Annotated in this window: 18 protein-coding genes; 10 read left to right on the forward strand and 8 right to left on the reverse strand. The window is 71.8% G+C overall.

Annotation, left to right across the window (positions count from 1 at the left end; genetic code table 11):
- Positions 1-12: 12 nt before the first annotated feature.
- On the forward strand, positions 13-1212 hold the full coding sequence (locus tag RM812_RS11400) for an HAD-IIIC family phosphatase (RefSeq protein WP_311572342.1): 1200 nt from the start codon (positions 13-15) through the stop codon (positions 1210-1212).
- Positions 1213-1333: 121 nt separating this feature from the next.
- On the opposite strand, the gene RM812_RS11405 is transcribed toward RM812_RS11400, so the two are convergent.
- Positions 1334-1996: an O-methyltransferase gene (locus RM812_RS11405; RefSeq protein WP_311572343.1), complete on the reverse strand. Its 663-nt coding sequence runs from the start codon at positions 1994-1996 to the stop codon at positions 1334-1336.
- A gap of 296 nt (positions 1997-2292) precedes the next feature.
- The gene (locus RM812_RS11410) at positions 2293-2715 is read right to left on the reverse strand and encodes a YjbQ family protein (RefSeq protein WP_311572344.1); all 423 of its coding nucleotides are present in this window, start codon (positions 2713-2715) and stop codon (positions 2293-2295) included.
- Positions 2716-2828: 113 nt separating this feature from the next.
- Between RM812_RS11410 and RM812_RS11415 the strand changes: the two genes are divergently transcribed.
- Entirely contained in the window at positions 2829-3908 is a 1080-nt protein-coding gene (locus RM812_RS11415) for an NAD(P)-binding domain-containing protein (protein WP_311572345.1), read from the forward strand.
- Positions 3909-3917: 9 nt separating this feature from the next.
- On the opposite strand, the gene mltG is transcribed toward RM812_RS11415, so the two are convergent.
- On the reverse strand, positions 3918-4808 hold the full coding sequence (gene mltG, locus RM812_RS11420; RefSeq protein WP_311572346.1) for an endolytic transglycosylase MltG: 891 nt from the start codon (positions 4806-4808) through the stop codon (positions 3918-3920).
- A gap of 43 nt (positions 4809-4851) precedes the next feature.
- On the reverse strand, positions 4852-6654 hold the full coding sequence (locus RM812_RS11425; protein ID WP_311572347.1) for an ABC transporter ATP-binding protein: 1803 nt from the start codon (positions 6652-6654) through the stop codon (positions 4852-4854).
- A 137-nt stretch (positions 6655-6791) separates the two neighbouring features.
- Here RM812_RS11425 and RM812_RS11430 point away from each other — a divergent pair, with 137 nt between their 5' ends.
- Positions 6792-7259: a MarR family winged helix-turn-helix transcriptional regulator gene (locus tag RM812_RS11430; RefSeq protein ID WP_311572348.1), complete on the forward strand. Its 468-nt coding sequence runs from the start codon at positions 6792-6794 to the stop codon at positions 7257-7259.
- A gap of 7 nt (positions 7260-7266) precedes the next feature.
- Here RM812_RS11430 and RM812_RS11435 read toward each other — a convergent pair whose 3' ends face one another.
- The gene (locus RM812_RS11435) at positions 7267-8016 is read right to left on the reverse strand and encodes a hypothetical protein (protein ID WP_311572349.1); all 750 of its coding nucleotides are present in this window, start codon (positions 8014-8016) and stop codon (positions 7267-7269) included.
- A 155-nt stretch (positions 8017-8171) separates the two neighbouring features.
- Here RM812_RS11435 and RM812_RS11440 point away from each other — a divergent pair, with 155 nt between their 5' ends.
- The 4 genes from RM812_RS11440 to RM812_RS11455 all read left to right on the forward strand — a co-directional run bounded on the left by RM812_RS11440 (position 8172) and on the right by RM812_RS11455 (position 13477).
- Complete coding sequence (locus tag RM812_RS11440) at positions 8172-10112, forward strand: ABC transporter ATP-binding protein (RefSeq protein ID WP_311572350.1); 1941 nt, start codon at positions 8172-8174, stop codon at positions 10110-10112.
- Positions 10109-11890, forward strand: a complete 1782-nt coding sequence (locus RM812_RS11445) for an ABC transporter ATP-binding protein (RefSeq protein ID WP_311572351.1) — start codon at positions 10109-10111, stop codon at positions 11888-11890. The genes RM812_RS11440 and RM812_RS11445 overlap by 4 nt, the downstream gene beginning before the upstream one ends.
- Before the next feature lie 780 nt (positions 11891-12670).
- Positions 12671-13141 (forward strand): DUF5709 domain-containing protein, encoded by a 471-nt coding sequence (locus RM812_RS11450; RefSeq protein ID WP_311572352.1) that lies wholly within the window; start codon positions 12671-12673, stop codon positions 13139-13141.
- 63 nt (positions 13142-13204) lie between these two features.
- Positions 13205-13477: a type B 50S ribosomal protein L31 gene (locus RM812_RS11455; RefSeq protein WP_311572353.1), complete on the forward strand. Its 273-nt coding sequence runs from the start codon at positions 13205-13207 to the stop codon at positions 13475-13477.
- Positions 13478-13551: 74 nt separating this feature from the next.
- Here the strand turns inward: RM812_RS11455 and RM812_RS11460 are convergent, their stop codons facing one another.
- Positions 13552-14346 carry a metal-dependent hydrolase gene (locus tag RM812_RS11460; RefSeq protein ID WP_311572354.1) on the reverse strand — a complete coding sequence of 265 codons (795 nt, stop codon included), beginning with the start codon at positions 14344-14346 and terminating at the stop codon, positions 13552-13554.
- Positions 14347-14491: 145 nt separating this feature from the next.
- Here RM812_RS11460 and RM812_RS11465 point away from each other — a divergent pair, with 145 nt between their 5' ends.
- Positions 14492-17005, forward strand: coding sequence for a DEAD/DEAH box helicase (locus RM812_RS11465; protein ID WP_311572355.1), 2514 nt, complete (start codon positions 14492-14494; stop codon positions 17003-17005).
- Between the two features lie 19 nt (positions 17006-17024).
- A complete protein-coding gene (locus tag RM812_RS11470; protein ID WP_311572356.1) occupies positions 17025-17891 on the forward strand; it encodes an acyl-CoA thioesterase in 867 nt (288 codons plus the stop codon).
- Position 17892: 1 nt separating this feature from the next.
- On the opposite strand, the gene RM812_RS11475 is transcribed toward RM812_RS11470, so the two are convergent.
- Positions 17893-18825 carry a DUF6397 family protein gene (locus RM812_RS11475; RefSeq protein WP_311572357.1) on the reverse strand — a complete coding sequence of 311 codons (933 nt, stop codon included), beginning with the start codon at positions 18823-18825 and terminating at the stop codon, positions 17893-17895.
- A gap of 137 nt (positions 18826-18962) precedes the next feature.
- The gene (locus RM812_RS11480; RefSeq protein WP_311572358.1) at positions 18963-19376 is read right to left on the reverse strand and encodes a roadblock/LC7 domain-containing protein; all 414 of its coding nucleotides are present in this window, start codon (positions 19374-19376) and stop codon (positions 18963-18965) included.
- A gap of 106 nt (positions 19377-19482) precedes the next feature.
- Here RM812_RS11480 and RM812_RS11485 point away from each other — a divergent pair, with 106 nt between their 5' ends.
- Positions 19483-19911 carry a PPOX class F420-dependent oxidoreductase gene (locus RM812_RS11485; protein ID WP_311572359.1) on the forward strand — a complete coding sequence of 143 codons (429 nt, stop codon included), beginning with the start codon at positions 19483-19485 and terminating at the stop codon, positions 19909-19911.
- Positions 19912-20389: the final 478 nt, after the last annotated feature.

A 20389-nucleotide genomic window follows, 5' to 3' on the forward strand; every position in this document is an offset into this window, starting at 1 on the left:
ACGGGAGACCCGATGTCCGACCCGAAACCCACGGTGAAGTGCCTGGTCTGGGACCTGGACAACACGCTGTGGGACGGCACGCTGTCCGAGGACGGGGAGGTCCGGATCGCCCCGGAGGTCCTCGAGGTGATCCGCACCCTGGACTCGCGCGGCATCCTGCAGTCCATCGCCAGCAAGAACGACTTCGCGCCGGCCTGGCAGCGGCTGGAGGAGCTCGGGGTGGCCGAGTACTTCGTGCTGCCCCGGATCAACTGGGGCGTGAAGTCCGACTCGGTACGGGAGATCGGTGAGCGGCTCAACTTCGCCGAGTCCACGCTCGCCTTCGTCGACGACCAGCCCGCCGAGCGCGCGGAGGTCGTGTACCACCTGCCGCAGGTGCGCTGCTATCCGGCGGAGGAGGTGCTGCGGCTGACGGAGCGGGAGGAGTTCAGCCCCGCCACCGTCACCGTGGACTCCCGGCGCCGCCGCGAGATGTACCAGGCCGGCTTCCAGCGGGAGCAGGAGAAGGCCGACTTCAACGGCCCCGACGAGGAGTTCCTGCGGTCGCTGGAACTGGTGCTGCGCATCGACCGGGCCGATGACGAGATGCTCTCCCGCGTCGAGGAACTCACCCTCCGCACCAGCCAGATGAACGCCACCGGGATCCACTACCCCGACGAGGTGCTGCGCGCCTATCTGGACGACCCGCGGCACGAAGTGCTCACCGCCACCATGTCGGACCGGTTCGGCCCGCACGGGGCGGTCGGTGTCCTGCTGCTCCGGCTGCACCCGGGGGCCTGGCACCTGAAGCTGCTCGCCACCTCCTGCCGGGTGGTCGGCTTCGGCGCCGGCGCGGCCCTGCTCAACTGGCTGAGCGACCAGGCCGCACGGGCCGGAGTCCACCTGGTCGCCGACTTCCGGCGCACCGACCGGAACCGGATGATGGAGATCGCCTACCGCTTCGCCGGGTACGAGAACGTCGCCTGCGCATGTCTGGACGCCTTGGACGAACCCGGCCAGGAGGACCTCCAGCGGCTGCACCTGGTACCCGGACGCCATGCCCCGCCGGCCGCCATCGACCTGGCGGGACCCGACCTGACCAAGGAACACGCGGCGCCCTCCGCGACCCCCGCGACCTCGACGGCCACGACGGCCACGACGGCCACGACGGCATCGACCGCATCGACCGCATCGACCGCATCGACCGTCGAGGATGCCGAACCGATCGGCTGAGACCCGTCCCGCCCGTTCGCACGCCGCGGCCCGACACGCTCCCCGCGTGTCGGGCCGCACCTGGTCCGCGCGGCAGGCCGCGGCGGACCTCGCCGTGCGGCCGCCGCCTCCGCGTCCCCGCTCAGCGCTTGCGGGCCAGCGTGAGACCGTCCGCCACCGGCAGCAGGGACAGGTCGACGCGCTGGTCGTCCCGGAGCATCTCGTTGAGCTTGCGGATCGCCTCGGTGTCCGCGTCGCGGGCCTCCGGGTCGATCACCCGGCCGAAGAAGAGCGTGTTGTCCACCGCGATGAGCCCGCCCGGGCGCACCAGCGCCACGCAGTCCTCGTAGTAGCGCGGGTAGTTCGCCTTGTCGGCGTCGATGAACGCCATGTCCACCCAGCCCGCCCCGCGCTCGTCGAGCAGCCGGCCCAGTGTCGCCCCCGCGTCGCCGACCAGCAGGTCGATCCTGTCGGCGACCCGCGCCCGCTCCCAGTAGGGCCGCCCGATCCGCGGCCACCGGTCGGTGACGTCGCAGGTGAGCACCCGGCCGTCGGCAGGCAACGCCCGCGCCAGGCAGAGCGTGCTGTAACCGGTGTAGGTGCCGACCTCCAGTACCGTACGGGCACCCGTCAGCTTCGCCAGCAGCCCCAGCAGCTGGCCCTCCTCGGCCATCACCTGCAACGCCGTGCCGCCGGGCAACTGCGCCGTCTCGGCCCGGAGCCCGGCCAGCACCGGATCCTCCCGCAGGGACATCTCCCGGACGTAGCCGAGAAGCGCGCCGTCCGCCACCACCTGGTCCGCCACTGTTGACCCCCTCGTATGAGCGACCAGCCTCGAGCCACCGCATCGTACGAGCGCACCGCCGACTTCCCCCACCCCTGACTCCGGCGCCCTAGGGGCCCCCACCGCGGTGTGCTGGGCTCGTCGGCCGACGGAGGACACCAGACCGGTGAGGGACCTCGGGACTGCCGGGCCCCTATGAAGACCCGAACGTGAAGACGCGTACGCAGGCGGACAGGGGTCCTGGCCGCGAACGATGGCGGTGAGCCGTCGCCGACGGCCGCGGCGGCCGCACCCGGGACGATCTCGGCCGCCCTGGGTCATCCCAGGAAACTCAACCGCACCTGACGGTCGGGATTGGAGACGTTCGTGTCCACCAGGCACACCGACTGCCAGGTGCCGAGTTCCAGTCGTCCGCCGATCACCGGCAGGGTCGCGTGCGGGGGCACGAGGGCGGGCAGGACGTGGTCGCGGCCGTGGCCGGGGCTGCCGTGGCGGTGCTGCCAGCGGTCGTCGGCGGGGAGCAGGGTGTGCAGGGCGGCCAGCAGGTCGTCGTCGCTGCCGGCTCCGGTCTCGATGATCGCGATCCCCGCGGTGGCGTGCGGGACGAAGACGTTGAGCAGGCCGTCACGGCCGGCCGCCGCCTCGCGCAGGAAGGACTCGCAGTCACCGGTGATGTCGGCGACCCGCTCGGCGGAGCCGGTGGCGAGGTTCAAGACTCGGGTGGTGAAGACATCTGGCATGCCTCCCATCCTGACGTACGCGGCGGGTCGTGGGCGGGAGCGCGGGGTGATCGGTGATCGTCCGTCGTTCGTGCGCGGGGAAGATCGGCGCGCTCCGTGCCGTTGGTAGAAACGTGAACAACACACGTGAGGTCGAGGTCGTCGTCATCGGTGCCGGTCAGGCGGGACTCGCCGCCGCGTATCACCTGCGGCGCACCGGGTCCGCGCCGGATCGCGACTTCGTGGTGCTCGACCACTCCCCCGGGCCCGGCGGGGCCTGGCAGTTCCGCTGGCCCTCGCTGACGTACGGCAAGGTGCACGGGATGCACTCGTTGCCGGGCATGGAGCTGACCGGCGCGGATCCGGCGCGGCCCTCCGCCGAGGTCGTCGGTGAGTACTTCGCCTCGTACGAGCGTGCCTTCGATCTGCGGGTGCGGCGGCCCGTCGACGTCCGCGCGGTGCGCGACGGGACGGGCGGTCGGCTGCTCGTCGAGACGTCGGCCGGGTCCTGGTCGACGCGTGCGCTGATCAACGCGACGGGCACCTGGGACCGGCCGTTCTGGCCGCGCTACCCGGGCCAGGAGACCTTCCGGGGGCGGCAGCTGCACACCGCGCAGTACGCCGGTCCGCAGGAGTTCGCCGGGCAGCGCGTGATCGTGGTGGGCGGGGGTGCGTCGGGTACGCAGCATCTGCTGGAGATCGCCCCGTACGCCGCGGGCACCACGTGGGTGACCAGGCGGCCCCCCGTCTTCCGCGAAGGGCCCTTCGACGAGAACGCGGGCCGGGCGGCGGTGGCGCTCGTGGAGGAACGGGTGCGGCAGGGGCTGCCGCCGAAGAGCGTGGTGTCGGTGACCGGGCTGCCGCTGAACGACGCGATCCGGGCGGGACTGGAGTCGGGTGTGCTGGACCGGCGGACCATGTTCGACCGGATCACGCCCGACGGGGTCGAGTGGAGCGACGGACGGCACGTGGCCGCCGACGTCATCCTGTGGGCCACCGGGTTCCGGGCCGCCATCGACCATCTGACGCCCCTGCGGCTGCGCGAGCCGGGCGGGGGGATCCGCGTCGAGGGGACGCGCGCGGTCACCGACCCACGCATCCATCTGGTCGGCTACGGACCGTCGGCCAGCACCATCGGCGCCAACCGGGCGGGACGCGCGGCCGTACGGGACATCAGGCGGCTGCTCGCCGAGGAGGAGCCGGTCGCCGCGTGACGCCCCGGGTCACCTCGCCGCGGCCTCGGGCTCGGCCTCGGCCGGGAGGCTCTGCTCGACGCGGTCGGACTCGGCCACGTTGCTCCGGTGTTCGGCGTAGTCGGCGGTGAAACGGGTGTCGCCCGGCTTGACCGTGACGAAGTACAGCCAGTCGCCCGGGGTCGGGTTGGTCGCGGCGCGCATCGCCTCGTCGCCGGGGTTGCCGATGGGCGTGGGCGGCAGGCCCATGCGCTGGTACGAGTTGTAGGGGCTGTCGATCCGGGTGTCCTCGGTGGTGGTCCTCGGCGTGGAGCGGCCCAGGGCGTAGTCGAGGGTGGAGTCCATCTGCAGCGGCATACCGCGTTCCAGCCGGTTGAAGATCACCCGGGCCACCTTGCCCATGTCCTCCTTGGCGGTGGCCTCGGCCTGCACGATGCTGGCGATGGTGACCGCCTGGTAGACGTTGAGCCCGTTGCGCTGGGCGCCCGCGGCGATCGGCGCGCCGGTGAACTTCCTGTTCGCCGTGTCCACCATGGCCGTCAGCAGCTTCTGCGGGGTCGGATTCCCACCGAGCGGATAGGTCGCCGGGAAGAGATAGCCCTCGGGGTTGCCCTCGGCGTCGTTCGGCAGTTTGAGGTCGGCCGTGGCCAGGGACTTCTTGGTGGTGCCGACGGGCAGGGCCAGGGCCTTGTCGATGGCCCCGTAGACCTGGGTCGCGCGCCGGCCCTCGGGGATCGACAGGGACGTGGGGCGGGACGTGGGGCGGGTCACGCCCTCGTCGTCCGTCCTCAGCAGCGGCACCGCCACGGCGCTCCCGGCGACAACGGCCCCGGTCACGATCAGGGCGAGACGCCCCCGGCGCGTCAGTCGGATCGCTCTTCTGCTGCCTCTCGTGTTCCGTGGCCGAGTGTTCGTCTGCATGCGGGCACGGTAACCCCCATGAGCGAACAAACACGGCATATCGTCATTTCGTAGGCTCCAGTCGGGTGTCCCGGCGGGCCAGCGCCGCATAACGCCCGTCCCGCTCCAGCAACTCCTCGTGGGTGCCCCGCTCGGCCAGACGTCCGCCGTCGAGGACGACGATCTGGTCGGCGTCCCGGACCGTGGACAGGCGGTGCGCGATGGTGAGCGTGGTGCGGTTGGCGGACAGGGCGTCGATGGCGTCCTGCACGGCGGCCTCGGTGCGGGTGTCCAGCGCACTGGTCGCCTCGTCGAGGACGAGGACGGGCGGGTCGCGCAGAATGGTGCGGGCGATGGCCAGGCGCTGCTTCTCGCCGCCGGAGAAACGGTGGCCGCGCTCGCCGACGACCGTGTCGTACCCGTCGGGCAGGGCGGCGATGTGGTCGTGGATCTGGGCCGCGCGCGCCGCGGCCACGAGTTCCTCGTCGGTGGCGTCGGGCTTGGCGAAGCGCAGGTTCTCGGCGACCGAGGCGTGGAAGAGGTACGTCTCCTGCGAGACGACGCCGACCGCGCGGGCGAGGGTGTCGAAGTCGAGGTCGCGCACGTCGATCCCGTCGAGGGTGACCCGGCCGCCCGTCACGTCGTACAGCCGCGGCACCAGGTGGCCGAGCGTGGACTTGCCGGCGCCGGTCGGGCCGACGACCGCGAGGCTGCTTCCCGCGGGGACCGTGATGTCGATGCCGTCGAGGACCGGCCCGCCCTTGCCGTCGTAGCGGAACTCGACGTTCTCGAAGCGGACCTCGCCCTTGACGTGGTCGAGGTGGACGGGCTCGTCCCGCTCGGTGATGTCGATCGGCAGGTCGAGGTACTCGAAGATGCGCTGGAAGAGCGCGAGCGAGGTCTGGATCTGGACGCCGGTCGACAGCAGGCTCACGGTCGGGCGGAACAGCCCCTGCTGGAGCGAGACGAAGGCGACGATGGTGCCGAGGGAGACGTCGGGGCCACCGAACCGGAGGGCGATGCCCGCGGTCCAGTAGATGACGGCCGGCATGGCCGCCATGACGATCGTGATGACGGCCATGCGCCAGCGGCCCGCCATGTTCGACTTCACTTCCAGGTCGACCAGGCCCTCGGACTCGTCCGCGAAGGCGCGGACGAGTGAGTCGGAGCGGCCCATGGTGCGGCCGAGCAGGATGCCGCTGACGGAGAGCGACTCGGTGACCGTCGCGGCCATCGCGGCCATCTGCTTCTGGCGACGGGTGGTGATCTTCCGGCGTTCCCTGCCGACGCGGCGGCTGATCCACACGAACACCGGCAGGAGGAGCAGCGAGACGACGGTGAGACGCCAGTCGAGGACGACCATGGCGGCGATCGTGGCGACCACGCTGGTGAGGTTGGAGACCAGGGAGGTCGCCGTGGAGGTGACGGTGGCCTGCATGCCGCCGATGTCGTTGGCGATGCGGGACTGGACCTCACCGGTACGGGTGCGCGTGAAGAAGGCGAGGGACATCTGCTGCAGCCGGCCGTAGACGGCGGTGCGCAGGTCGTGCATGACGCGCTGGCCGACCGTCGTGGAGATCAGCGTCTGCAGTACGCCGAAGACGCTGGTGAGGACGGCGCCGAGGATCATGCCGAGGGCGAGCAGGCTCAGCAGGCCCGTGCGTCCCTCGGGGATGGCGACGTCGAGGATCTCCTTCAGCAGGAAGGGCGTGGCCACCGAGACCAGCGACGCGGCGCCGACGAGCAGTCCGACGACCGCGAGACGGCCGCGGTAGGGACGGAACAGCTTCAGAATGCGGCGCACCTGCCGGGGCTGTTCCTTGGCGTCGGCGGGTGCGGTCCAGGTGGAATCGCGATCGGGGTGCATGGGCTCCTTCGGAGGACGGCGAGGGGGACCGGCGAAACCTGCGGACGGCCGGCATGCCCGGACTGTCACCAACCTTGCGGATCGTAGCTCATTGTTACCTATACTCACAATGAACGTCGTCCTGATATTGTTCCCGCATGACCGCCCCCGATCCCGACGGCCTGCTCGCCGAGCAGTTGCTGCGGCTCACCCGCCGGGTGCACCGCATCCAGAAGCGCCATCTCGAGCACCGCGGCCTCGGCATCACCCCGGCCCAGTCCCGGCTGCTGCGCACTCTGGCGCACTACGGCTCGCCGCCCCGGATGACCGATCTGGCCGAGCGCCTGGAGGTCGTGCCCCGTGCGGTGACGACACTGGTCGACGGATTGGAGGCCACCGGGAAGGTATGCCGTGTCCCGGACCCGGCCAACCGCCGGGTGATCCGGATCGAGCTCACCGACGACGGACGCGCGGCCCTGCGCGAGCTGCAAGGCGCCCGGCGGTCCGCCGCGGAGGAGATCCTGGCCCCGCTGACGGACGAGCAGCGCGCGGTGCTCGGCGTGCTTTTGGACACGCTGGTCGACGGACCCGACGCCGGGCGGGGGCACCGCACGGTGGGACCGTGAGAACGTGTCAGCGCTTCAGGTGCGCCCTGTCCCCCATCACCACCACCGGATGCCGGTCCGGCCGCAGCGTGCGCAGCAGATACTCCATCGCGGGTTTGGGCAAGCTGACGCAGGCGGACGTACCGCTGCCGTGGTCCATGTGCAGCCAGATCCCTCCGCCCTTGGACGCGCCCTCGGGACGGGTCGGGTCGTTCGGCGAGGTGCCCTCGACCCTGTTGTAGTCGATGGCGATGACGTAGTCGAAGTCGTGCCAGTACGACCTGGACCACCACCGCGGCGCCGCGAAGGCGGCGGACCGGGTGTACGGCAGCCCGGTGCCGGGAGCCGGATCCGGGTCCGGGAGCACGCCGCCCGCGTCGCTGAGTGTGAACACTCCGACGGGGCTGCGCCTGTCGTTCTCGTGATGGTCGGTCGTCCAGCCCTTCGTGCCGTTGTGCGCCGGCCAACTGCGGGCGCGATGCCAGGCGGCCCCCTGCTTCGTGTACAGCACGACCGTGGAGTCCGCGGAGTCCCGGCCGTCGCCGTACACCGCCACGACCTGGCGCGAGTCGGCCGGTATGCGCTTGTGGAGCCGGTCGCCGACGCCGGGAATCCGTGTCGGGTCGGCCGCGGGGCCGCTCGCCGCGGGCCCACCGGCGGATCGGCTCGCTCCGGCGTCCGCGGGACTCCCGGACGGGCCGCCACAGGCGGCCACCGTCAGCAGGATTCCAAGGGCCGCCGTACCGGCCGCCGTCCGCCGTGCACCACGAGTCCGCATCCGTCCATCCTCGCACCCGCTCCCGGAAGCCGGATTCGTACCCCACCGCGGAAAACCGCTTGATTTTGGGCCCACCGCGACGCGAACCTGTCACGGTTTGCAGCCTCTTGATGCCGTGTTGCAACGGCACCCCTGACACGAGCCACTGGGACGCCATGCAGATCCAAGACCTTCCGTATCCCGACCCGGGCGTGCCGGACGCACGCTCGGGCCCCCGATTCCTGTGGTGGCTGTTCCGGAACCAGCTGGGTGGGCAACTCAAGTCGCTGGCCTGGGGCCTGCTGCACTTCGCCTCCGTCTCCGCCCTGCCCTTCTGCGTCGGTCTCGCCGTCCAGGCCGTCGTCGACCGTTCCGGCACGCGGCTCGCCCTCGCCGGCGGCCTGATGGCCCTGTGCTGCGTCGGCAACGCGCTCGGCGATACCTTTCTGCACCGCGCCGCCGTCACCAACTGGATCACCGCCGCGGCCCGCGTCCAGCAGCTGCTGGCCCGCAAGACCGCGCTGCTGGGGTCGGCACTGACCCGTCGCGTCGCGGCCGGCGAGGTCGTGGCCGTCTCCACCGGCGACGTCGAGAAGATCGGCTGGTTCGTGGAGGCCGTCTCCCGCTTCACCGCGGCGGCCCTGACGATCGTGCTGGTCTGCGTGACCCTGGTCGTCTACGAGCCGGCGCTCGGCGTCGTCGTGATCGTGGGGCTGCCGGTGCTGGCCCTCGCCGTGCTGCCCCTCCTGCCCCGGGCCACCCGGAGGGCCGACGTCCAGCGCGAGAAGGCCGGCCGCGCCACGGAACTCGCCTCGGACACCGTCGCCGGGCTGCGTGTGCTGCGCGGCATCGGCGGCGAGGAGCTCTTCCTGGACCGCTACCGCGACGCCTCCCAGGAGGTGCGCCGCGCGGCCGTGCGCAGCGCGCGGATGTGGTCCCTGATCTCCGCCATCCAGGTGCTGCTGCCGGGGCTGCTGCTGATCGCGGTGGTCTGGCACGGCGTCCATCTGGCCCGCGAGGGCCGCATCGGCGTCGGCGAACTCGTCACCGTCTACAGCTCCGTCATGATCCTCACCTACCCGCTGCGGCACTTCGAGGAGATCGCCATGGCGTACTCCTTCTCCCGGCCCTCGGCCAAGCGGGCCGCGCGGGTGCTGGCGCTGGAACGGGCCACGGACACGACGGGGTCGCGCGCCGCCGAGGTCCCGACCGGGGACCTGTACGACCCGACCACCGGGCTCCTCGCGCCGACGGGCCGGTTCACGGCCGTGGTGTGCGGCGACCCGGACGCGGCCGGCCGCCTGGCGGAACGCCTCGGCGGACACCCCTCGGAGGAGGGCACGTCGGCCCTCCTGGGCGGGGTGCCACTGGACGAGCTGCCGCTGGAGACCGCCCGCACCGCCGTCCTGGTCCAGGACAAGGATCCGGTGCTGCTCTCCGGCACGCTGCGTGAGCTGCTCGACGTGCCCGCGTCCGGGGCTGTCGGCGCCGAGGAGGCGCTGACCGCGGCCCAGTGCGGGGACGTGCTGGCGGCCCTCGCGCAGGGATCGCTCGGCGCGGACGACCCGATGGACGCCCGCATCACCGAACGGGGCCGCTCGCTGTCGGGCGGCCAGCGCCAGCGGCTCGCGCTGGCCCGGTCCCTGATCACGGACCCCGAGGCACTCGTCCTGGACGAACCCACCTCCGCCGTGGACTCCCACACCGAGGCACGGATCGCCGAAGGCGTGCGGACCCTGCGCGCGGGGCGCACGACGGTGGTGTTCACCTCGTCGCCGCTGCTGCTGGACCGCGCGGACCGGATCGTCTTCCTGCACGACGGCGAGGTCGCCGCGGTCGGCACCCATCGGGACCTGCTGCACACCGAGCCCCGGTACCGCGCGGTGGTGACCCGCGAGACGGACGAGGAGACCTCGGCGCACCGGGACGGGGACAAGCCCGGCAACGGGCCGGAGGAAGCCCTGAGCGCCGAGAGGGACCGGCACTCCGAGAGGGACCCGGACTCCGAGAGGGACCGGGACTCCGAGAGGGACCCGGACGACGGCGTCCTCGGCGACGACGTACTGCACCGGGACGACGTACTGCACCGACTTGAAGAGATCGAGGAGACGGCATGATCGGCGTCGCGCCCCCGTCGTACGACCCGGCGGCCCCCACGGCGGCGAGCACCCTGCCCGTCGGCGCGCCCGCGACCGTACGCGCCTACGCGGGAGAACTGCTGCGCCGGCACCGCGGCGCGTTCCTCCTCCTCGTCACCGTCAACACCGTCGCCGTGGTCGCCTCCATGGCGGGCCCCTACCTGCTGGGCGGGCTCGTGGAACGGGTGACCGACGACGCACGCGAACTGCACCTGGGGCTCACCGCCACACTGTTCGTGTGCGCGCTCCTCGTCCAGGCGGCGTTCGTGCGGGAGGTACGGCTGCGCGGAGCCATCCTCGGCGAGCGGATGCTGGCCGATCTCCGCGAGGACTTCCTCGTGCGGTCGGTCGGGCTGCCGCCCGGCGTGCTGGAGCGGGCCGGCACGGGTGATCTGCTCTCCCGGATCACGACGGACATCGACCGGCTCGCCAACGCCATGCGCGAGGCGGTGCCCCAGCTGTCGATCGGTGTCGTGTGGGTGGTGCTGCTGCTCGGCGGGCTCGTGGTGACGGCGCCGCCGCTGGCGCCCGCAGTACTGATCGCGGTGCCGCTGCTGGTGATCGGCTGCCGCTGGTACTTCCGGCGGGCCCCTGCCGCCTACCGTTCGGAGGCCGCCGGGTACGCCGCCGTGGCCGCCGCGCTCGCCGAGACCGTGGACGCCGGGCGCACCGTCGAGTCCCACCGTCTGGATGCCCGTCGCATCGAGCTCTCGGAGCGCAGGATCAGGGAGTGGACGGCCTGGGAGCGCTACACGCTCTGGCTGCGGTCGGTGCTCTTCCCGGTCATCAACGTCACCCATGTGACCGTGCTCGCCTCCGTCCTGCTGATCGGCGGTGTGTTCGTCCTGCAGGGCTGGATCGGGGTCGGTCAGCTGACCACCGCTGCGCTGATCGCCCAGATGCTCGTCGACCCGGTCGGTCTGATCCTGCGCTGGTACGACGAGCTCCAGGTGGCCCAGGTGTCCCTGGCCCGGCTGGTGGGCGTGCGGGACATCGAGCCGGACGCCGGGGACTCCTCCCTGGCTCCCGAGGGACGGCACGTGCACGCCGACCGGGTGCACTTCGGCTACGTCGAGGGCGTGGACGTGCTGCGCAAGGTGTCGCTGGAGGTCGCCCCGGGCACGAGGGTCGCCCTGGTCGGCCCCTCGGGCGCCGGCAAGTCCACGCTGGGCAGGCTCCTCGCCGGCATCTACGGTCCCCGGGAGGGCCGGATCACCCTGGGTGGCGCGGAACTGTCCCGGATGTCCGCCGAACGGGTCCGCTCCCACGTCGCCCTGGTCAACCAGGAGCACCACGTCTTCGTGGGCTCCCTGCGCGACAACCTCCGCCTCGCCAGGTCGGGCGCCACCGACGCCGAGCTGTGGGCGGCGCTGGGCGCGGTCGACGCGGACGACTGGTCGCGCGGGCTCGACGAGGGCCTGGACACCGAGGTCGGCTCGGGCGGTTTCGCGCTCACACCGGCGCAGGCCCAGCAGATCGCGCTGGCCCGCCTGGTGCTGGCCGACCCGCACACCCTGGTGCTGGACGAGGCGACGTCCCTGCTCGACCCCCGGGCCGCGCGCCACCTCGAGCGGTCCCTGGCCCGGGTCCTGGACGGCCGTACGGTGGTCGCCATCGCCCACCGTCTGCACACCGCCCACGACGCGGACGTCATCGCGGTCGTCGAGAACGGCCGGATCAGCGAGCTGGGCAGCCACGACGAACTGGTCGCGGCGGACGGTGCCTACGCGGCGCTGTGGCGGTCCTGGCACGGGTGACCGGTGCCCGCCCGTCGGCCACCGGAGCGGGGTGGTCCCCCGCCCGGCCGGGCCACGACCGGGCTCGGCCGGTCAGTCATGGCCCGGACCGATCCTGGCCGGCCGGGGACGGCTCCGGTCCACGACCGGCCGGCCGCGATGGGTCCGGGCCATGACTGAGTCGGCCGGCCTCGGATCCGATCCGTGACCAGTCGGCCAGGATCGGTCTGGGCCGGGACCGCTGGGCCATGACCGGTCCGGGCCATGACCGGTCCGCTGGAGACCGGGCCCGCCGGTGACCCCGTCCGATCGGCCGGTGCCTCCGCGTGACCGGTGCCTCCGCGTGACCGGTGCCTCCGCGTGATCGGGCGAAGGCCGGGCATGGTCGGGCGAAGGCCGGGCACGGTCGGGCGAAGGCCGGTACTCGATCCGACCCACCCGGTGCTGGGCCGGACGGCACCGGGTACCTGGTCGGACCAAGCCGGTGATCGGTGGCCCCCTCCGCTCACCGACCGGGCCCGCCCGTGACGTCCGGGGCCCGGGCCCCGGCCCGCCGGGGACGAGGCGGGGCCGGGCCGGGGACGAGGCGGGGCCGGGCCGGGGGCGCTGCGGGGTACCCGGCTCGAGTCCGTGCCGTTGCGTGGTCCCGAACGGGAGTGGAAGGCTGGGAGGAGGCACCGGCTCGGGGAAGGCCCGGGAGCCGTGTGGCTCGGCGACGGGCGATGCCTGTGCCCCGTGCAGCGGCGGCCCGCCGCGGTCCACGGTGAGAAGGGGCCCGTCCCCACCCCCCTGGAGGTACCCGTGAACAGCGTCGACGGATGGGGAGATGACGTCTACCAGCCCGACGGTTCCGAGCAGCGGGAGGACACCGGGCTGCTCGACGCGGAGGACACTCTCGAGTACGACGGTGTCGACGACCCCCTCGACCGTGGCTGGTCCCCGCCCGAGCGCCCCTGGGCGGTGGAGCACACCGGTGTGACGGCCGCCGAACGCCACAGGGGCGAGACGCTGGAGCAGCGGCTCAGCGAGGAGCAACCGGACGTCCTCGCACCCGACGGAGACGGCCTCGGCGACTCCGAGGGCACCGACGGCGAACTCCTGGACAACGAGGTCGGCACGGACCGCTCCGGCCGGCTCGTGGCGCCCGACGAAGGGGCGCACGAGGACGAGGAGCCGGCGTTGGTCGCCATGGACGTGGGCATCGACGGTGCCGCCGCCTCCGCCGAAGAGGCCGCGGTGCACGTCGTCGACGAGGACTCCCTGCCCGGCTGACCCCACCCGCGGCGGCGTTCCCGCGCCGTCATCCCGATGATCCGCGCCGTAAGAGGAGCCGCCATGCAGCAGGACAAGCACCCCGAGTACCAGCCCGTCGTCTTCCGTGACCGCGCCGCCGGGTACGCCTTCCTCACCCGGTCCACCGCGACCAGCGACCAGACCATCACGTGGGACGACGGTGAGACCTACCCGGTGGTGGACGTGGAGATCTCCTCGGAGAGCCACCCCTTCTACACGGGCAAGGCACGGACCGTGGACTCGGAAGGACGTGTCGCGCGCTTCGAGCGGCGCTACGGAAGCGGCGAGGGCCAAGACGCCGGCGGGACCGGCTGAGCGGCTGCGGCTCACGCCCGGGGAGCCGGGACCGCCGCCGTCGGGACGCAGACGGTTGTGGTCCCCCGGGCCCCTCAGATGAAGTTGAGCGCCGCGGCGCAGCCCACCCCGCCGAGCACCATGAACGCCGGCATCAGCACCTTCAGCTCCACCCAGCTGCCGGCACGGAACCGCATGGCCTTCGGCGGGCCGATCGGGTACCAGCGCTTGCGGCCCACCGGTATCGGCCAGAGTATGGGGCAGCCCGAGACGGTCAGCGCGTCGCCGATGTCGTGCACCAGCGCGCCGAGCACGATCGGCAGCCCCAGCCACAGGTACTCCTGGCCCGGTGCGGTGAACAGCCAGTCCGCGCCGCCGTCCGTCCTGTCCAGTATCCCGGCCAGGATCCACGCGCTGGTGGCAGCCAGCAGCCAGACCAGCACATCGCTGCTGGAACCGCGGGTCGCCCGCCACAGCAGGCCCTCGATGGCCAGCACCATGTGCACGAAGAGGATCGCCAGGACCGCCCAGCGGCCCCCCGTGATGGCCAGCACAGACGTGCCCGCGCCGATCAAAACCGCCCACAGCCAGGTGTGCGTCAGCGTGCGGTGACCGCCGGAGCGGCGCGGGTCGCCCTGCTTCCTCGTGGCCTTGTAGACGGCGTACGACAGCTTGTCGACGATCTCGCACAGCCCCCGTGAGACCGGACCGAAGGCCCGGGAGATGGTGGCCGCCTTGTGGTCGAGATCCGGGGCGAGCGCCGCGCCCGCGCAGATCAGGGCTCCGGCGAGCAGCACCGGCCAGGGCATCGGGTGCCCTGCGGCGGCGGTCGCCGCCCCGACACCGAGCCAGGCCGCGGCGCCCGAGAGTGAGTGTGCTGGTCCCATCATCGCCGTTGCCCGCCCCATTCCTCGTGTGCCGCTGTCCAGTTGTCCGGGACCGCTGATGCCTCGTCGGCGACCCAGCGTAGCCTTCGTGATCTTCATGCGGACAGCCGATTCCCCCATCACGGCCGAGGCCAGGCAAGATGGGGGCGTGACCCTCATCGACCAGCTGCCGCCGACCGCCGACCCCGACGCCCTGTACGAAGCCTTCGAGTCGTGGGCCCAGGAACGCGGTCTCGCTCTCTACCCCCATCAGGAAGAGGCGCTGATCGAGGTGGTGTCCGGCGCGAACGTGATCGTGTCGACGCCCACCGGCTCCGGCAAGAGCATGATCGCGGCGGGCGCCCACTTCGCCGCCCTGGCCCGGGACGAGGTCACCTTCTACACGGCGCCGATCAAGGCGCTGGTGTCGGAGAAGTTCTTCGAGCTGTGCAAGCTCTTCGGCACCGAGAACGTCGGCATGCTGACCGGCGACGCCTCCGTGAACGCCGACGCCCCCGTCATCTGCTGCACCGCCGAGGTCCTGGCATCGATCGCGCTGAGGGACGGCAAGCATGCCGACATCGGCCAGGTCGTCATGGACGAGTTCCACTTCTACGCGGAACCGGACCGCGGCTGGGCCTGGCAGATCCCCCTGCTGGAACTGCCGCAGGCCCAGTTCGTCCTGATGTCGGCCACGCTCGGCGACGTCTCCTTCTTCGAGAAGGACCTCGCGCGCCGCACCGGCCGTCCCACGGCGGTGGTCCGCTCGGCCATCCGTCCCGTGCCGCTCTCCTACGAGTACCGCTACACGCCGCTCACGGAGACGCTCACCGATCTGCTGGCGGCCCGGCAGGCCCCCGTCTACATCGTGCACTTCACGCAGGCGCAGGCCGTGGAGCGGGCACAGGCGCTGATGAGCATCAACATGTGCACGCGTGAGGAGAAGGACCGGATCGCCGAGCTGATCGGCAACTTCCGCTTCACCACCAAGTTCGGCCGCAATCTCTCCCGCTACGTCCGGCACGGCATCGGAGTGCACCACGCCGGGATGCTGCCCAAGTACCGACGGCTGGTGGAGAAACTCGCTCAGGCCGGCCTGCTGAAGGTGATCTGCGGAACGGACACCCTCGGCGTCGGCGTCAACGTCCCCATCCGCACCGTGCTGTTCACCGCCCTGACCAAGTACGACGGCAGCCGGGTGCGCACGCTGCGGGCCCGGGAGTTCCACCAGATCGCCGGCCGGGCCGGGCGCGCCGGGTTCGACACGGAGGGCTTCGTCGTCGCCCAGGCCCCCGAGCACGTCATCGAGAACGAGAAGGCGCTCGCCAAGGCGGGCGACGACCCGAAGAAGCGGCGCAAGGTCGTCCGCAAGAAGGCTCCCGAAGGCTTCGTGGCCTGGTCGGAGAACACGTTCGAGAAGCTCATCGCCTCCGAGCCGGAGCCGCTGACGTCCCGCTTCCGGGTCACGCACACCATGCTGCTGTCGGTGATCGCCCGGCCCGGCAACGCCTTCGCGGCGATGCGCCACCTGCTGGAGGACAACCACGAGCCGCGCAAGCAGCAGCTCAGGCACATCCGGCGGGCGATCGCCATCTACCGCTCGCTGCTGGACGGCGGCATCGTCGAGAAACTCGACCAGCCGGACGCCGAGGGGCGCATCGTGCGTCTGACGGTGGACCTGCAGCAGGACTTCGCGCTGAACCAGCCACTGTCCACCTTCGCACTGGCCGCGTTCGAGCTGCTGGACCCGGAGTCGCCGTCCTACGCGCTGGACATGGTGTCCGTCGTGGAGTCCACACTGGACGACCCGCGACAGATTCTCGCCGCCCAGCAGAACAAGGCACGCGGTGAGGCCGTGGCCGCGATGAAGGCGGACGGCGTCGAGTACGAGGAGCGCATGGAGCGCCTCCAGGACATCACGTACCCGAAGCCCCTGGAGGAGTTGCTCTTCCACGCGTACGACACCTACCGCAAGAGCCACCCCTGGGTCGGTGACCATCCGTTGTCGCCCAAGTCGGTGATCCGGGACATGTACGAGCGGGCGCTGACCTTCACGGAGCTGGTCTCCCACTACGAACTGGCCCGCACCGAGGGCATCGTGCTGCGCTATCTCGCCAGCGCCTACAAGGCTCTCGACCACACGATCCCCGACGACCTGAAGTCCGACGACCTCCAGGACCTGATCGAGTGGCTCGGCGAGATGGTGCGCCAGGTCGACTCCAGCCTGCTGGACGAGTGGGAGCAGCTCGCCAACCCGGAGGAGATGACCGCCGAGGAGGCGCAGGAGAAGGCCGACCAGGTGCGCCCGGTCACCGCCAACGCACGCGCCTTCCGCGTCCTGGTCCGCAACGCCATGTTCCGCCGTGTCGAACTCGCGGCCCTCGACCAGGTCGGGGAGCTGGGCGAGATGGACGCCGACGCCGGCTGGGACGCCGAAGCCTGGGGCGAGGCGATGGACAAGTACTGGGACGAGTACGACGACCTCGGCACCGGACCCGACGCCCGCGGCCCCAAGCTGCTGGTCATCGAGGAGGAACCGCGAAGCGGCCTGTGGCGAGTGCGGCAGATCTTCGACGACCCCAACGACGACCACGACTGGGGCATCAGCGCGGAGGTCGACCTCACGGCCTCCGACGCGGAGGGCCGGGCAGTCGTCCGCGTCACCGATGTCGGCCAGCTGTGAGCACAGGAGAATCCCACCGATGACGAACCCGGCCGAGAGCCTCGTCTCCCTGCTCGACCTCGAGCAGATCGAGGTCGACATATTCCGTGGCCGCAGTCCCGAGGAATCGCTGCAGCGGGTCTTCGGCGGCCAGGTGGCCGGCCAGGCGCTGGTAGCCGCGGGCCGCACCACGGACGGCGAGCGCCCGGTGCACTCGCTGCACGCGTACTTCCTGCGCCCGGGGCGGCCCGGCGTGCCGATCGTGTACCAGGTCGAACGGGTGCGGGACGGGCGGTCGTTCACGACCCGCCGGGTCACCGCCGTGCAGCAGGGCCGCACGATCTTCAATCTCACCGCCTCCTTCCACAAGCCCGAGCAGGGGAATTTCGAGCACCAGCTGCCGCCGGCCCGCAAGGTCCCGGCTCCGGAGTCCCTGCCGACGGTCGCCGACGAGGTGCGGGAACATCTGGGCGCGCTGCCGGAGCAGTTCGAGCGGATGGCCCGCCGCCAGCCCTTCGACATCCGCTATGTCGACCGCCTGCGCTGGAGCGCCGAGGAAATCAAGGACGCCGAGCCCCGCAGCGCCGTGTGGATGCGCGCGGTCGGGCCGCTCGGCGACGACCCGCTCGTGCACACCTGCGCCCTGACCTACGCCAGTGACATGACCCTCCTGGACGCGGTGCGCATCCCGGTGGAACCGCTGTGGGGCCCGCGGGGCTTCGACATGGCGTCGCTGGATCACGCCATGTGGTTCCACCGGCCGTTCCGCGCGGACGAGTGGTTCCTGTACGACCAGGAGTCGCCGATCGCCATCGGTGGACGGGGACTGGCCCGCGGGCGGATCTACGACAGGGAGGGGCGCATGCTGGTGTCCGTCGTCCAGGAAGGCCTGTTCCGGGCTCTGTAGGTCAAGGGCCTTTGCGTCGCATCCGGCCGAGCAGACCGCGAAGCCGTCCGGGTTCCTCCGGTTCCTGTGCCCCTTGCGGTGCCGGTGCCGGGCCGGGCGGCAGCGGTACCGGGTGAAGATCCGGGCGTGGCGCCGGGCGCTGCCGGCGAGCGGCTGCCACCGCGCCCGCGAGGTCCGCCCGGAGCCACTCGATCTCGTCCGGGTCGGCCGCCGTGTTGATCTCCTCGGCGATGTGTCCGGCCGGGGAGCCCGGCGCGCCCTGGGCCGGCGACAGCGGACGGAACCGGTTCAGGTGGGAGAGCTCGTAGGGATCCCTGACGATCTCCGAGACCTCGACCGGGTCGAGCAGCGAGGCCACGGCCGCCGCCCGGGCCCACGGGTCGTCGGCCTGACGGAGGAGGAATCCCAGGTGCCGTCCCCGCCAGTTGCGGGGCCGTAGGTCCAGGCCCTCCGCCAGCTGGTCACGCAGTCCCTCTGGGGTACGGCCCTTCAGCAGCGCGGCGTTCCTCCCGTCGGCCGCGAACTGCCGTAGTTCCTCGGCCGGATACAGCCAGACGACCGCGCGGTAGCGGTTGACGTAGAACCTCACGGGAACCAGCAGTCCCAGCCGTGCCAGGCGGGTGAACCGGGCCCTGGTCACTTGCATGAGGGACGCGCCCTCCGCCGTCCCGACGGTCCGGACGCTGTCGCGCAGTGCTTGCGGGAAACCCTCCGCCGCCCGGATCCGCTCGATCTCACCGGGGAGGACGCGTCGGCCGCCGCCTCCCTCGTCGGGTACGGTGCGGATGCGGCCGAGGTGTACGGCGAGGTCGAACTCACTGCGCTTGAGGCGGAGTTCTCGCGCCGCACGGCCCGGAGCGTAAGCGGTGTCGCGGGTGGTGCCGGTCTGCTCGACGGTGGCCGTGGCCTCGTGCGTGAGGGTGTTGCCGGACATGCTCGTCTCCCCCGTGGAGTGTGCGGCCGACGCCGTCCGCGCCCGCCTGACACAAAACCGTAGCCGCCGTCACGACATCCGTGGCGAGCCTGTGGAAAACTTCGCGTCCGTCCTCATGGGCGCATCGAATGCCCAGGTCAGTGCTCTATGGACGATATCCGGCCCGGCTGTCGGGCATCGACATCGAGGTGCTCGCCGACCCGGTTCACGAGCAGCGTCATCTCGTACGCGATCTGTCCGATGTCGGCTTCCGCGCCGCTGAGCACGCACAGGCAGCTGCCCGAGCCCGCCGCGGTGACGAACAGCACCGCGTCGTCGAACTCGACCATCGTCTGCCGTACCCGGCCGGCGCCGAAGTGACGGCCCGAGCCCTTCGCCAGGCTGTGCAGTCCGGACGAGACGGCGGCGAGGTGCTCGGCGTCCTCGCGTCGCAGGCCCGTACTCGCTCCGGTCACCAGTCCGTCGTTGGACAGGACCAATGCATGCCTGACGTGTTCGACGCGCTCGGTCAGGTCGTCCAGCAGCCAGCCGAGTCCCTGGTTCTGCGCCATGATCCGGTCTCCCCGTGTTGTCCCCGTATGCGTTGTCTCCCCCTGGCCGGGGGATCTGCCCGCCAGCCTTCACCACGTCCGTGCTCCGGGCAAGCAGGATGGGGGCATGGCACAGAAGATGACCGATGACGAGTGGCGGGCGTTCGCCTCGGACGGCACCCGCACGGCGAAACTCTCGACCGTCCGCGCGGACGGCAGCCCGCACGTCGCGCCGCTCTGGTTCCTGTTGGACGGGGACGACGTGGTGCTCACCACAGGCAAGGACACCGTGAAGGGACGCAATCTGGCCCGCGACGGGCGAGTCGCCCTGTGCGTGGACGACGACCGGCCGCCCTTCGACTATGTCGTGCTGCAGGGGCGCGCGCGGCTCTCGGAGGATCTCGACGACCTCCGGCATTGGGCCGCCCGCATCGCGGCCCGCTACATGGGCGAGGAACGCGCCGAGGAGTTCGGAGCCCGCAACGGGGTTCCGGGTGAGCTGCTCGTCCGTGTCACCATCGACAAAGTTCTGGCCCAGAAGGCCGTGGCGGACTGAGGCCCCTGCTGCGCCGGTGGCCGGTCCGGTCAGCGCACGGAGTCGAGCAGCCGGCGGTGTGCATCCGCCCGGCTGCTCGACGAGCCGGGCCGGCCGGATCAGCACCTCCTTCCCCGAGCCGCGGTCCCGGGCGTCGCGCGGCACCATCACCGTGCGCACAGTGCGGCGCATCGCCCACGGCTCCGCCGGCCGGTGGTCCGGCGTGGGCTCGATGGCCACGCACGGACGGCTGGGACAGTACTTCCGCGCCGGCTGCGCGGGTCGTCCGGGGCGTACACATGACCTCCTCGCTCGGGGCACAGTGCGGAACGCTGTCTCCGGGCGGTCGACGCCCGGGGCCGCCGTCACGAGGCAGTGCTCCCGACGGGCCGCTGGGGCGGGGCGGAGCCTCGCGCTCGCCCGCCGTCGGCGGCAGCGCGACGAAGGCCTGGGGCAGAAAGAGGTAGCCCCCGATACCGACGGCGAGGGGACGGCGGTG

The sequence above is a fragment of the Streptomyces lancefieldiae genome (assembly GCF_031845825.1).
GTDB lineage: Bacteria > Actinomycetota > Actinomycetes > Streptomycetales > Streptomycetaceae > Streptomyces > Streptomyces lancefieldiae.